Origin of the sequence: Microbacterium thalassium, from assembly GCF_014208045.1 — a bacterium.
Taxonomy (GTDB): Bacteria; Actinomycetota; Actinomycetes; order Actinomycetales; family Microbacteriaceae; genus Microbacterium; species Microbacterium thalassium.
On the sequence record NZ_JACHML010000001.1, the window covers coordinates 1,883,504 to 1,897,008 of the forward strand.

Annotated in this window: 12 protein-coding genes and 1 pseudogene; 9 read left to right on the forward strand and 4 right to left on the reverse strand. The window is 70.9% G+C overall.

Features of this window, described 5'->3' with window-relative positions; translation table 11 throughout:
* Window position 1: 1 nt before the first annotated feature.
* The 4 genes from thrC to prfA all read left to right on the forward strand — a co-directional run bounded on the left by thrC (window position 2) and on the right by prfA (window position 5,347).
* Window positions 2-1,090, forward strand: coding sequence for a threonine synthase (thrC, locus tag HD594_RS08605; RefSeq protein WP_184750564.1), 1,089 nt, complete (start codon window positions 2-4; stop codon window positions 1,088-1,090).
* Complete coding sequence (gene thrB, locus HD594_RS08610) at window positions 1,087-2,034, forward strand: homoserine kinase (RefSeq protein ID WP_184750566.1); 948 nt, start codon at window positions 1,087-1,089, stop codon at window positions 2,032-2,034. Before thrC ends, thrB begins: the two co-directional genes overlap by 4 nt.
* Window positions 2,035-2,224: 190 nt before the next feature.
* Complete coding sequence (rho, locus tag HD594_RS08615; RefSeq protein WP_184750568.1) at window positions 2,225-4,252, forward strand: transcription termination factor Rho; 2,028 nt, start codon at window positions 2,225-2,227, stop codon at window positions 4,250-4,252.
* A gap of 15 nt (window positions 4,253-4,267) precedes the next feature.
* Window positions 4,268-5,347, forward strand: a complete 1,080-nt coding sequence (gene prfA / locus HD594_RS08620; protein ID WP_184750569.1) for a peptide chain release factor 1 — start codon at window positions 4,268-4,270, stop codon at window positions 5,345-5,347.
* Between the two features lie 6 nt (window positions 5,348-5,353).
* Here prfA and gad read toward each other — a convergent pair whose 3' ends face one another.
* On the reverse strand, window positions 5,354-6,748 hold the full coding sequence (gene gad, locus HD594_RS08625) for a glutamate decarboxylase (protein ID WP_184750570.1): 1,395 nt from the start codon (window positions 6,746-6,748) through the stop codon (window positions 5,354-5,356).
* A gap of 154 nt (window positions 6,749-6,902) precedes the next feature.
* On the opposite strand from gad, the gene HD594_RS08630 reads away from it, so the two are divergent.
* On the forward strand, window positions 6,903-7,307 hold the full coding sequence (locus HD594_RS08630; protein ID WP_184750571.1) for a hypothetical protein: 405 nt from the start codon (window positions 6,903-6,905) through the stop codon (window positions 7,305-7,307).
* A 22-nt stretch (window positions 7,308-7,329) separates the two neighbouring features.
* Here HD594_RS08630 and epsC read toward each other — a convergent pair whose 3' ends face one another.
* From epsC to cysK (HD594_RS08645), 3 genes are read right to left on the reverse strand one after another with little or no spacing between them, the layout of a single operon-like run.
* Entirely contained in the window at window positions 7,330-7,911 is a 582-nt protein-coding gene (epsC, locus tag HD594_RS08635) for a serine O-acetyltransferase EpsC (protein WP_184750572.1), read from the reverse strand.
* A complete protein-coding gene (gene cysK / locus HD594_RS08640) occupies window positions 7,908-8,861 on the reverse strand; it encodes a cysteine synthase A (RefSeq protein WP_184750573.1) in 954 nt (317 codons plus the stop codon). Before cysK (HD594_RS08640) ends, epsC begins: the two co-directional genes overlap by 4 nt.
* 56 nt (window positions 8,862-8,917) lie before the next feature.
* Window positions 8,918-9,856, reverse strand: coding sequence for a cysteine synthase A (gene cysK / locus HD594_RS08645; protein WP_184750574.1), 939 nt, complete (start codon window positions 9,854-9,856; stop codon window positions 8,918-8,920).
* A gap of 126 nt (window positions 9,857-9,982) precedes the next feature.
* On the opposite strand from cysK (HD594_RS08645), the gene prmC reads away from it, so the two are divergent.
* From prmC to HD594_RS08665, 4 genes and pseudogenes are all read left to right on the forward strand, one after another.
* Window positions 9,983-10,894 (forward strand): peptide chain release factor N(5)-glutamine methyltransferase, encoded by a 912-nt coding sequence (gene prmC / locus HD594_RS08650; protein ID WP_184750575.1) that lies wholly within the window; start codon window positions 9,983-9,985, stop codon window positions 10,892-10,894.
* Between the two features lie 12 nt (window positions 10,895-10,906).
* Window positions 10,907-11,584 (forward strand): annotated as a pseudogene (locus HD594_RS08655) (L-threonylcarbamoyladenylate synthase); the annotation flags it as partial.
* A gap of 176 nt (window positions 11,585-11,760) precedes the next feature.
* Window positions 11,761-12,933: an MraY family glycosyltransferase gene (locus HD594_RS08660; RefSeq protein WP_184750577.1), complete on the forward strand. Its 1,173-nt coding sequence runs from the start codon at window positions 11,761-11,763 to the stop codon at window positions 12,931-12,933.
* Window positions 12,930-13,388 (forward strand): Cg1360 family ATP-synthase-associated protein, encoded by a 459-nt coding sequence (locus HD594_RS08665; RefSeq protein WP_184750578.1) that lies wholly within the window; start codon window positions 12,930-12,932, stop codon window positions 13,386-13,388. The genes HD594_RS08660 and HD594_RS08665 overlap by 4 nt, the downstream gene beginning before the upstream one ends.
* Window positions 13,389-13,505: the final 117 nt, after the last annotated feature.

The window sequence follows — 13,505 nt, forward strand, 5'->3', positions numbered from 1 at the left end:
AATGGCACACGTCTGGCGCGGAGTCCTCCGCGAGTACGCCGACCGGCTGGGCGTCACCGACGCCTCCACGGTCGTGACCCTCGGCGAGGGCGGCACTCCGCTGCTGCCGGCGCCCGCCCTGTCGAGCATGACCGGTGCGGATGTCTGGGTGAAGTTCGAGGGCATGAACCCCACCGGCTCGTTCAAGGACCGCGGCATGACCGTCGCGCTCTCGCGCGCGGTCGAGCACGGCGCGAAGGCGGTCATCTGCGCGTCGACCGGCAACACGTCCGCGTCCGCGGCGGCGTATGCCGCGCACGCCGGGATCACCGCGGCCGTCCTCGTGCCCGAGGGCAAGATCGCGATGGGCAAGCTCAGCCAGGCGGTCGCGCACAACGGCCGGCTCATCCAGATCCGCGGCAACTTCGACGACTGCCTCGAGATCGCCCGCGAGCTGGCCGACGAGTATCCGGTGCACCTGGTCAACTCGGTCAACCCCGACCGCATCGAGGGCCAGAAGACCGCGGCCTACGAGATCGTCGAGGTCCTCGGCGACGCTCCGGACTTCCACTTCATCCCGGTGGGCAACGCCGGCAACTACACGGCGTACTCGCGTGGCTACCGCGAAGAGGCCGACCGCGGCGTGTCCACGCGCGTGCCGCGCATGTTCGGCTTCCAGGCCGAGGGCTCGGCGCCGCTGGTGCGCGGCGAGGTCGTGAAGAACCCCGAGACGGTGGCCAGCGCCATCCGCATCGGCAATCCGGCGTCGTGGGATCTCGCGCTCGAGGCGCGCGCCGCCACCGACGGCTACTTCGGCGCCATCGACGACGACCGCATCCTCGCCGCGCAGAAGCTGCTCGCAGCCTCGGTCGGCGTCTTCGTCGAGCCGGCATCCGCCATCAGCGTCGCCGGTCTGCTCGATCGCGCCGAAGCGGGCGTCATCCCCGCCGGCGCCCGCGTCGTGCTCACCGTGACCGGGCACGGCCTCAAGGACCCGCAGTGGGCGCTGCGCAACGCCGACGGCTCGCAGGTCGAGCCGACCGTCGTCGACGCCACCACGTCCGAGGTCGCGGCGGTGCTGGAGCTCGCACCGGTGGAGGCCTCGGCGTGACCGCAGCCCCCGCGCCCGAAGCCGGCCGCGCCGTCGTGGTGCGCGTGCCGGCGACGAGCGCGAACCTCGGTCCCGGGTTCGACACGCTCGGACTCGCGCTGAGCGTGTACGACGAGCTGACGGTCACGGCGCTGCCTCAGGGGGAGCTCGAGATCGACGTCGTCGGCGAGGGCATGGGGGACGTGCCGCGCGACGCCTCCAACCTGGTCGTGCGCTCGATCGCCTACGCGTTCGAGTCGGTGGGGCGCCCGATGCCGGGACTCCGGCTTCAGGCGCACAACGTCATCCCGCACGGGCGGGGTCTGGGCTCGTCCGGCGCCGCGGTGGTGTCGGGGCTGCTCGCCGCGAAGGGACTGCTCGAAGGCGACGTCGAACTCGGCCCCGAGACGCTGCTGCGGCTCGCGACCGAGCTCGAGGGTCACCCCGACAACGTGGCGCCCGCGCTGTTCGGCGGGCTGACGATCGCGTGGATGGACGAGGGCGGGCCGCAGCACAAGCAGCTCATCGTGCACCGCGGCGTGTCGCCGGTGGTGTTCGTGCCCGAGTCGACGATGTCGACGAGCGTCGCGCGGAGTCTCTCGCCGCTGCAGGTGTCGCGCGAGGATGCCGTGTTCAACGTGTCGCGGTCGGCTCTGCTGATCGCGGCGCTGACGCAGAGCCCCGAGCTGCTGCTGGCGGCGACCGAGGACAAGCTGCATCAGAGCTATCGCGCGCAGGCGATGCCCGGGACCGACACGCTGGTGCGTGCCCTGCGCGCGGCGGGGTTCGCCGCCGTCGTGTCGGGGGCGGGGCCGAGCGTGCTCGTCCTCGCCGACGGACCCGGCCGTCGCCTCGAGGCGGCGGCGCTGGCCGAGAAGACGGTCGACGGCGCGTGGGAGGCCCTCATGCTCGCCGTCGATGTCAAGGGTGGTACAGTGAGGGAGTACGCGGAGGGTTCCACCTAACCCGTGAATCTGGCCTCCGTCGCAAATCTGCGAAACCACCGCACAGCCTCTTTCTGCTGTGGGATTCCGAGCATCCGGGCGGTCTTCGAGCCGCCGAACAGCTCCTGAACCGGCAGAAGGGCCGGTAGGCGACTGCCATCAGCGCCTGTGCGGTTCTGCATATCCGATCGTTTTTCACAAGGGAGAACTCGTGGAGTCCATCTCCGAGATCCACAACGCCCAGACCGACGAGCGCACCGACGCGCCCGAGCAGGCCGAGGGCGAGCACGTCGAGCAGCCTGCCGCCGAGCAGGTCGCCGAGGACGCTCCGGCGGCCGAGGTCGTCGAGCCGGAGGCCGCCGAGGCGCAGCCGACCGACGCGCAGCCCGCTGAGGCCGCTGCCGAGCCGGCGCCGAGCGAGGAGCCCGCCGAGGCGTCCGCCGAGCAGGCCGCGCCCGAGGCCCCGGCCGAGCAGCCTGCCGCCGAGCAGCCCGCCGCCGAGGAGAAGCCGGCCCGCGCTCCGCGCAAGCGCGCACCCCGCCGCGCCAAGAGCGCCGACGCCGCTCCGGCAGCGGACAAGGAGTCCGCCGCCGCGACCGAGACGTCCGCCGCCGACGCGTCCGCTCAGGACGGCGCCGCCGAGAAGACCGATGCCGCCGAGAAGACGGACACGTCGGACAAGACGGCGAAGGCGGACGAGACCGAGAAGGCCGAGAAGGCCGACCAGACGGACAAGACCGAGAAGACGGGCGACGCCGACACGTCGGACAAGGCCACGGACGGCGAGAACGCCGGCGGCGAGGGCGAGCAGGGCTCGTCCGGTCGCAGCCGCAGCCGCAGCCGCAGCCGGAACCGCAACCGCAGCCAGAACAGCTCCGGCGGCGGCCAGTCGGGCCAGAACGCGTCGCAGCAGGGCTCGCAGAACGGCGGCGGCCAGTCCGGCGCCGACGAGGACGAGTCGGGCCAGGGCGGCAACCGCAACCGCAACCGCAACAAGCGCCGGGGCCAGGGGCAGACGGCGGACGAGTTCGAGACCGAGATCGGCGAGGACGACGTCCTGATCCCGATCGCCGGCATCCTCGACGTCCTCGACAACTACGCGTTCGTGCGCACGACCGGGTACCTGCCCGGCCAGAGCGACGTCTACGTGTCGCTCGGCCAGGTCAAGAAGTACAACCTGCGCAAGGGCGACGCCGTCGTCGGCGCGATCAAGCAGCCCCGCGAGGGCGAGCAGTCGAGCCGCCAGAAATACAACGCCCTCGTCAAGGTGGACGCGATCAACGGCCTGTCGGTCGACGACGCCGCCACCCGCGTCGAGTTCGGCAAGCTCACGCCGCTGTACCCGCAGGAGCGCCTGCGCCTGGAGACCGCGCCCGAGAAGCTGACCCAGCGCATCATCGACCTCGTCGCCCCGATCGGCAAGGGTCAGCGCGGTCTGATCGTCGCGCCGCCGAAGGCCGGCAAGACGATCGTGCTGCAGCAGATCGCGAACGCGATCGCGCACAACAACCCCGAGGTCCACCTCATGGTCGTGCTCGTCGACGAGCGCCCCGAAGAGGTCACCGACATGGAGCGCACCGTCAAGGGTGAGGTCATCGCCTCGACCTTCGACCGTCCCGCCGAGGACCACACCACGGTCGCCGAGCTCGCCATCGAGCGCGCCAAGCGTCTCGTGGAGCTCGGCCGCGACGTGGTCGTGCTGCTCGACTCGATCACGCGCCTCGGCCGCGCCTACAACGTGTCGGCGCCGACGAGCGGCCGCGTGCTGTCGGGCGGTGTCGACGCGTCGGCGCTGTACCCGCCGAAGCGATTCTTCGGCGCGGCGCGCAACATCGAGAACGGCGGATCGCTCACGATTCTCGCCACCGCGCTCGTCGAGACCGGGTCCAAGATGGACGACGTCATCTTCGAGGAGTTCAAGGGCACCGGCAACAGCGAACTGCGCCTGTCGCGCCAGCTCGCCGACAAGCGCATCTTCCCGGCCGTCGACGTCAACGCGTCGAGCACGCGCCGCGAGGAGATGCTGCTGTCGAACGACGAGGTCAAGATCACCTGGAAGCTGCGCCGTGCGCTGGCCGGGCTCGACCCGCAGCAGGCCCTCGAGGTCGTGCTGGGCAAGCTCAAGGAGACGCAGTCCAACGTCGAGTTCCTCGTGCAGATGCAGAAGTCGATCCCGGCTCCCGCTCGCGACGGCCACGGCGGCGGGCACAGCCACGCGCACGACAACAGCATCCGCTGACCGGCGGCGAGCTACGTGTTCGAGTCCGTCAGGGGCCTGATCGACGAGCACCGCGCGGTCGAGCAGCAGCTGTCCGACCCCGCGGTGCACGCCGACGCGGCGCTGGCCAAGCGCGTCAACCGGCGCTATGCCGAGCTGTCGCGCATCGTGAAGGCCCATGAGGATTGGCTGGCGGCGTCCGACGATCTGACCGCCGCACGCGAACTCGCCCGTGAGGACGACGCGTTCGCCGAGGAGGTGCCGTCGCTGGAGCAGCGGCTCGCAGAGACGCAGGAGCGGCTGCGGCGCCTGCTGATCCCGCGCGATCCCGACGACGCCCGCGACGTGATCATGGAGATCAAGCAGGGCGAGGGCGGCGCCGAGTCGGCGCTGTTCGCCGCCGATCTGCTGCGGATGTATCTCCAGTACGCCGCCTCGAAGGGGTGGAAGACCGAGCTGCTCGAGCGCAACGAATCCGACCTCGGCGGCTACAAGGACGTCCAGGTCGCGATCAAGGGATCCACGAACGATCCGTCGCAGGGGGTGTGGGCCCACCTGAAGTACGAGGGCGGTGTGCACCGCGTCCAGCGGGTGCCCGCGACCGAATCGCAGGGACGCATCCACACGTCGACGACGGGCGTGCTCGTCTTCCCCGAGGTCGACGAGCCGGAGGAGATCCACATCGACCCGAACGACCTGAAGATCGATGTCTTCCGGTCGTCGGGCCCCGGCGGCCAGTCGGTGAACACCACCGACTCGGCGGTGCGCATCACGCACGTGCCGACGGGGATCGTCGTGTCGATGCAGAACGAGAAGTCGCAGCTGCAGAACCGCGAGGCGGGCATGCGCGTGCTGCGTGCGCGGCTGCTCGCCAAGCAGCAGGAGGAGCTGGACGCGCAGGCCGCCGACGCCCGCAGGTCTCAGATCCGCGGCATGGACCGCTCCGAGCGCATCCGCACCTACAACTTCCCCGAGAACCGCATCGCCGATCACCGCACCGGCTACAAGGCGTACAACCTCGACCACGTGATGGACGGCGCGCTCGAGCCGATCATCCAGTCGTGCGTCTCCGCCGACGAGGAGGAGCGCCTCGCCGCCATCGGCGCCGAGGGCTGACGCACCTCAGTGGCGGAACGACTCCGTGTGATCGGGGTCGTCCGGCATCGGGCCGGACAGGCCGAGGAAGAACTCCGTCGCATGACGGAGGTCGGCCAGGAACAGGTCGGCCAGGTCCCGGCCGAATCCGTTGCGGACCACGACGCGCAGCCCCGACACGTCCGACAGGTCGTCCGGCAGCGAGTACGCGGGCACCTGCCAGCCGCGCTCGCGCATCTTCGCCGACACGTCGTACACCGTGAAGCGGGTCACATCCGCCTTGAGCCGGAAGAAGAACACCGGCAGCTCCGACCCGTCCGAGAGCAGCTCGTAGGGTCCGATCTTCGCGATCTCCGACGCCGTGTACATCGCGGCGTCCCGGCACGCCTGCTGGATCTCGCGGTATCCCTCGAAGCCGAGCCGGATGAAGTTGTAGTACTGCGCGATCACCTGGTAGCCCGGTCGCGAGAAGTTCAGCGCGAACGTCGGCATGTCCCCGCCGAGGTAGTTGACGTGGAAGACGAGGTCCTCCGGCAGATCCTCGGCGGCGCGCCAGATCACCCAGCCGACCCCGGGATAGACCAGGCCGTACTTGTGGCCCGAGGCGTTGATGGAGCGCACCCGCGGCACGCGGAAGTCCCACTCGAGCTCGGTGTCGATGAAGGGCGCCACGAAGCCGCCCGACGCGGCGTCGACGTGCATGGGGATGTCCGGTCCGCCCGATGCCGCGAGCCCGTCGAGGGCGTGCGAGATCTCGAGGACGGGCTCGTACGACCCGTCGAACGTGGAGCCGAGGATCGCGACGACGCCGATGGTGTTCTCGTCGCAGAGCTTCAGCGCCTCCTCGGCCGTCAGGTGGAGGCGCCCCTCCTCGAGCGGGGCGTAGCGGGGCTCGACGTCCCAGTAGCGGCAGAACTTCTCCCACACGACCTGGACGTTCATCCCCATGACGAGGTTGGGGCGGTCCGCCGGCAGTCCCGCCGCGCGGCGCCGCTCACGCCAGCGCCACTTCAGCGCGAGCCCCGCCAGCATGACGGCCTCGCTCGAGCCGGTCGTCGACGTCCCCGTCGGGCTCGCGTCGCCGGGCGCGTGCCACAGCTTGGAGATGATCCCGACGCAGCGCCCCTCGATCGCCGCGGTCTGGGGGTATTCGTCCTTGTCGATCATGTTCTTGTCGAGGGACTCCATGGCGAGCGCCGTCGCCTCGTCCTCCATGAACGTCGTCACGAACGTCGCGAGGTTCTGGCGTGCGTTGCCGTCGAGCATGAGCTCGTCGTGGAGCAGACGGTAGGCGACCCGCGGGTCCATGCCGTCGGCGGGCAGCTCGTCCTTCGGGATCCCGTGGCGCATGCCCGGCCGTGCGTACACGGGGGCGATCGCGAGGCGTTCGAGTTCCAGGACGTCGATCGAGTGGAGGGCCATGGCCCGATCATGCACCCGATCGCGCGTGTCCGCCTCATGCGGCCCGCATGAAAACGGCCCCCGGCGGCTCATCGGCGAGCGCGGCCCGAACTCGCTCGCCGCGTGTCGTGCGCGGGTCCTGGCCGCCCGGCGAGGGCGGGTCTAGTCTGGCGCCATGATCATGTTCCTCATCCGGACCCTGGTGTTCCTGGTGTCGGCGGCCCTCGGGCTCATCGTCGCCGACCTGCTCCTCGACGGGTTCACGATCGTCTGGTCGGACTGGTGGGGCTTCGTCCTCGCGGTCGTGATCTTCGCGATCCTCCAGAGCGTGCTGGCGCCGTGGACGGCGAAGTTCGCGAAGAGGAACGCGCCGGCGCTCCTGGGCGGCGTCGGGATCGTGTCGACCTTCATCGCCCTGCTGATCGTCGTGCTGCTGCCGATCGGGGGCCTTCAGATCACCGACCTGCTCGCGTGGCTGCTCGGGCCGGTGATCGTGTGGCTCATCACGGCGCTTGCGACGATGCTGCTGCCGATGCTCTTCGTCAAGAACAAGGTCGAGGAGCGCCGCGAGGACAAGTGACCCGCGGGCTGCGCGGGGCCCGTCAGATCATGTACTCGGGCGTCGTCAGGAGCTTGCGCTTGTCGACGTTCTCGCTCCGGGCGCGCGCCTTGGCCGGGATCCCGACGAGGATGCTGTCGGCGGGCGCGTCGCGCGTGACGACGGCGTTCGCTCCGACGGCGGAGCCGGCGCCGATCGTGACCGGGCCGAGGACCTTGGCGCCGGCGCCCACGGCGACGCCGTCGCCGATGGTGGGGTGACGCTTGCCGCCGTTGCGGGTGCGGCCGCCGAGCGTCACGCCGTGGTAGAGCATGACGTCGTCGCCGATCTCGGCGGTCTCGCCGACCACGACGCCCATGCCGTGGTCGATGAAGAAGCGCCGTCCGATGGTGGCGCCGGGGTGGATCTCGATCCCCGTCAGCCAGCGGGTGATCTGCGAGCCGGCGCGGGCCACGAAGCGGAAGTCCCGGACCCACAGCGCATGCCACAGGCGGTGCCCCCAGATCGCGTGCAGCCCGGGGTACAGCAGTGCGATCTCGAGCGAGGACCGCGCGGCGGGGTCGCACAGCTTCGCCGTCGCCAGGTCCTCGCGGAGCCTCTCGATGGGGTGCAGGCTGCTGCTCATGCGCTCTTCTCCTCTGTGTCGCGCAGGTGGGCGTACAGCGCCGTGCTGAGATAGCGCTCACCCGCGTCGGGGATCACTACGACGATACGCTTCCCAGCGGCCTCGGGGCGCTTCGCGATCTCGAGGGCGGCCCACACCGCGGCGCCCGCGGACATGCCCGCGAGGATGCCCTCGTCCGTGGCCAGCGACCGCGCGACGCGGATGGCGTCGTCGAACTCGACGGAGACGACCTCGTCGATCACGGAGCGGTCGAGCACGTCGGGCACGAAGTTGGGGCCGATGCCCTGGATGCGGTGCCCGCCCGCGCGGCCCTCGCTGAGCATCGGCGAGTCCTTCGGCTCGACCACGACGATCTTCACGTCCGGCTTGCGCTCCTTGAGCACTTGACCCACACCGGTGACGGTGCCGCCGGTGCCGGAGCCCGCGACGAACCAGTCGATCTCCCCGTCGGTGTCGGTCCAGATCTCCTCCGCCGTGGTGCGGCGGTGCATCGCCGCGTTGGCCTCGTGCTCGAACTGGCGGGCGAGGACGGCGCCCTCGGTCTCGGCCGCGATCTGCTCCGCGGTGCGGACGGCCTCGGTCATCCCCTTGTACGGGTCGGTGAGCACCAGCTCGGCGCCGTACGCCCGCAGCAGCGTCCGGCGCTCCTTCGACATCGACGCCGGCATCGTGAGGATCACCCGGTAGCCGCGTGCCGCGCCGACCAGCGCGAGGGCGATGCCGGTGTTGCCGCTGGTCGACTCCACGATCGTGCCGCCGGGGCCCAGCTCGCCCGCGGCCTCGGCCGCGTCGATCAGCGCGACGCCGAGGCGGTCCTTGACGCTCGATCCCGGGTTGAAGAACTCCAGCTTGGCGACCACCTCCGCCTCGAGCCCGCGCGTCAGGGCGTTCAGCCGCACGAGCGGCGTTCCGCCGAATGCGGTGGTGATGTCGGGGTGGATTCCGGGCAACGTCGGCCTTTCTCTCGGGTGGCGCGGCGGGGGAGTCGGCCCCCGCCGCGCGGGTGTCAGTTGTCGCGCAGGTCTTCGAACAGCGGGGTCGAGAGGTACCGCTCGCCGAACGACGGGATGATCACGACGATGTTCTTGCCCGCGGCCTCGGGACGCGCCGCGACCTGGAGAGCCGCCCAGATGGCCGCGCCGGACGAGATGCCGACGAGGATGCCGTCCGTGGTGGCGACCTCACGGGCCGTCGCGATCGAGTCGGCGAACTCCACGTCGATGACCTCGTCGATCACGCCCTGGTCGAGGATCGCCGGGATGAAGTTGGGGCCGATGCCCTGGATCTTGTGCGGTCCGGGCGTGCCCTTGGTCAGCAGCGGCGAGTCGGCGGGCTCGACGGCGACGACCTTGGCGTCGGGGACGCGCTCCTTCAGGACCTGGCCGACACCCGTGATGGTGCCGCCGGTGCCGATGCCGGCGACGAAGTAGTCGACCTTGCCGTCCGTGTCCCGCAGGATCTCCTCGGCGGTCGTCTTGCGGTGGATGGCGGGGTTCGCCTCGTTCTCGAACTGGCGGGCCAGGACTGCGCCGGGGGTCTCGGCGACGATCTCCTCGGCCTTGGCCACGGCGCCCTTCATGCCGCCGGCGGGATCGGTGAGCACGAGCTCGGCCCCGTAGGCCTTCAGCAGCAGACGGCGCTCGATCGACATCGAGGACGGCATGGCGAGGATCACCTTGTAGCCGCGGGCGGCGCCGACCATCGCCAGCGCGATGCCGGTGTTGCCGCTCGTCGCCTCGACGATCGTGCCGCCGGGCTGCAGCGCGCCGGAGGCCTCGGCGGCGTCGACGATGGCGATGCCGAGGCGGTCCTTGACGCTGGAGGCGGGGTTGTAGAACTCGAGCTTGGCGAGGATGTTCCCCTCGACGCCCTCCGCGATGCGGTTCAGGCGCACCAGCGGCGTGTTGCCGAAGGCGGAGGTGATGTCGGAGTGGATGCCGGTCATGTCGGGCCTTTCCGGATGGGTCTGCTGACGGCCAACCAGCCTAGGCGCGCGGGTATTCCGAGGCCGGTTTGTGACGCTGTGAGGCAACGGGGGAGCACGCGCGACCGCTTATGGTGGAAGGCGCTCATGGCAACATCCCTCCCCTCCCTCGCGCTCGCCGCGGTCCTCGACCGCGCCGTCGAGCGTCTCTCGCGCGCCGGCATCGCCGATCCGGCCGTCGACGCCGAACTGCTCGTCGCCCACGTGCTGGGCACCGGACGCGGGGGCGTGCAGGCGGCGGCCTTCCGAGGCGACGCCGTCACGCGCGATCAGGCGGACGTGATCGGGGAGCTGCTCGAGCGACGCGCGACGCGCGAGCCGCTTCAGCACATCACGGGGACGGCGCCGTTCCGCCACCTCGAGCTGCGCGTCGGGCCCGGCGTCTTCGTCCCGCGTCCCGAGACGGAGGTCCTGGCGCAGGTCGCGATCGACGCCCTGCGCGCCGCGGCATCCGCCTCGCCCGTCGCCGTCGACCTCGGCACCGGCAGCGGCGCGGTCGCCCTGGCCATGGCCACCGAGGTGCCCCACGCCCGCGTGCACGCGGCCGAGAACTCCGTGGACGCCTTCGTCTGGGCGCGCGAGAACTTCGACCGCTACGGCGGCGACAACGCCCGCGTCGCGTTCATCGATCTCGCGACGGCCTTCCCCGAGCTCGACGGAACGGTCTCGGTGGTCGCGTCCAACCCGCCCTATGTGCCGGATGCCGCGATCCCGCGCGACCCCGAGGTGCGCTTCTTCGACCCGCCGGCGGCTCTGTACGGGGGCGAGGACGGCCTCGACGTCGTCCGGATCCTCAGCGATGTCGGGATGCGGCTCGCCCACGACGGGGGCGTGCTCGCGATCGAGCACGGCGAATGGCAGGGCGGCCCGATCCGCGAGCTGCTGACGGCGGACGGCTGGCTCGCCGCCGCGACGCTCTCCGATCTGACCCTGCGCGACCGCGTCACCACCGCGATCCGCCCGCCGCGCCCATCGGCTCCGGCGCACGCTCACGACTAGACTGTCGGCGACATGTCCCCCCTCTTCGACTGCCGTGACGAGGCTCAGCTCCTTCCCGGCATGCGCCAGGCGCGCCAGGCGATCGGCCGCGGCGACCTCGTCGTCATGCCCACCGACACCGTGTACGGCGTGGCGGCCGACGCCTTCTCGCCGGCGGCGGTCCAGCGCCTGCTCGATGCCAAGGGGCGCGGGCGCCAGTCGCCGCCGCCCGTCCTCGTCGCCGGCGTCACGACGCTGCGCGCGCTGGTCGCCGAGGTGCCCGAGCCCGTCGAACGCCTCGTGGAGCAGTTCTGGCCCGGCGGCCTGACGATCGTGCTGCCGGCGATGTCCACCCTGTCGTGGGATCTGGGCGACACGCAGGGGACGGTCGCGGTGCGCATGCCCGCCCACCGCATCGCCCTCGAGCTGCTCGAGGAGACCGGCCCGCTGGCCGTCTCGAGCGCCAACCTGACCGGCAAGTCGCCCGGGGTCACGGCCGCCGAGTCGCAGACCATGCTGGGCGATTCGGTCGCCGTCTACCTCGAGGCGGGCCCGTGCGAGACCGGCGTCTCGTCGACGATCATCGACGCGACGGGCCTGGCGACGGGCGGGTCGGGCACGGCGCGCATCCTGCGCGAGGGAGCCGTCGACCGCGAGAGCCTCGGCCGTGTGCTGGGCGAGCTGCTCGAGCCCGAGGCGACCGAGGATGCGGACGACGGCGCGGTGGAGGAGCCCGCCCCCGGCGCGACCGCGGATGCGGTCGCCGACACGGCCGTCGGCGAGCCGGCGGCGCCGGCCGTGCCCGAGACCGGCGACGCCACGACCGAGGAGGGCTCGGCGACGGAGGACGACGCTGCGGCGCAGTCGCCGTCGCCCAGCGCGGGCGCGTGAAGCAGTACGTCTTCATCGCGCTGTTCACGGCGACGCTCACGCTCGTCCTGGCGTGGGCGATCTGGCGGATCAGCCTCAAGTACAAGCTGTATCCGGGCATCCGCGAGCGCGACGTCCACAAGACCCCGACGCCGCGGCTGGGCGGCATCGCGATGTACCTCGGCGTCGTCGCCGCGTTCGCGGTGTCGGCGGCGCACCCGTTCTTCTCGATCATCTGGACGGATCCGCAGCAGCCGCTGGCGATCCTGGGGGCGACGTCGCTCATCGTGATCGTCGGCGTCGCCGACGACCTGCTGGACCTGGACTGGATGATCAAGCTCGGCGCGCAGTTCCTGGCGGCCGGGATCATCGCCTGGTTCGGCGAGCTGCAGATCTACGCGCTCCCCATCGGCGGGATGACCGTGTGGTCGGGCTGGGTGAGCTTTCTGCTGACGGTCTTCTCGATCGTGATCGTCATGAACGCCGTCAACTTCATCGACGGACTCGACGGACTGGTCGGGGGAGTGGCGCTCATCGCCAACGTGATCTTCTTCGCGTACTCATACCTGCTGGTGCGCGACACCGGCGCCAGCACCTACTTCACGCTCGCCAGCTTCATCGCCGCCGTGCTCATCGGCGCGTGCGTCGGGTTCCTGCCGATGAACTGGAGCCCCGCGAAGCTGTTCATGGGCGACGGCGGCGCGCTCATGCTGGGCCTGCTGATGGCGGTCTCGGCCATCGCCATCACGGGCCAGCTCGACCCCGCCATCATCGGCGACAACGACGCGTTCGGCCGCTCGCAGCTGCTCGGTGCCTTCATCCCGATCATCCTGCCGGTTGTGATCGTCTTCCTGCCGCTGCTGGACTTCGGCCTCGCGGTGATCCGCCGCATGCGTGCGGGCAAGTCGCCCTTCGCGCCCGACCGCAAGCACCTGCACCACCGCATGCTCGATCTCGGGCACAGCGACCGGGACGCCGTGCTGATCTTCTACGCGTGGACCGCCATCGTCGGCCTCTCGGTCCTGCTGATGTACATCGGCACGGGGCAGGACTGGCCCGGCGAGTACCTGGCCGGCGTCGTGTTCGGCGTCGTCGGCATCGCGGCCTGCCTGGTCGTCACGCTCCTGCCGCCGACACCCGCCCGCTCCGAATCATCCGCCCCCGAGCACACCCCCCAGGAGGCCTCATGAGCCGCCCATCCGTCTCGAGCACGCCGATCCTGCGCACGACCCTCGTGTGGTCGGCCGTCGTCACCGCCGCGCTTGCCGTCACCGGCGCCGTCATCGGATATGCCGTCGCCGGCATGCCGGGGCTGTGGAGCGCGCTCGTCGGGATCCTCGTCGCCGCCCTCTTCCTCGCGATCACCGGCGCCAGCATCCTCATCGCGAACCGCTGGTACGGCGACGACCTCTACGTGCCGCTGTTCTTCGGCATCGTGCTGGGCGGCTGGCTGCTGAAGTTCGTCGTCTTCCTCGTCGTGCTGGTGGTCCTCCGGGGGCAGGACTGGGTCGAGCCCACGGTGTTCTTCGTGGCGCTGGTCGCCAGCGTCCTGGCCTCGCTCGCGATCGACGTCGTGGTCATGCTGCGCATGCGCGTACCGCACGCCAGCGACGTCGCTCTGCCGACCGAATCCAGCGAGGATTGAGCGCGCACTCGGGTGCCTCTCAGATTTGATAGGCTGGTCCGGCGCCCGCCCGCTCGCCCTGTGAGCGCCTGCGGAGCGCGACTCACCGACCATCGTCGCAACGGTCCCGCACCGATG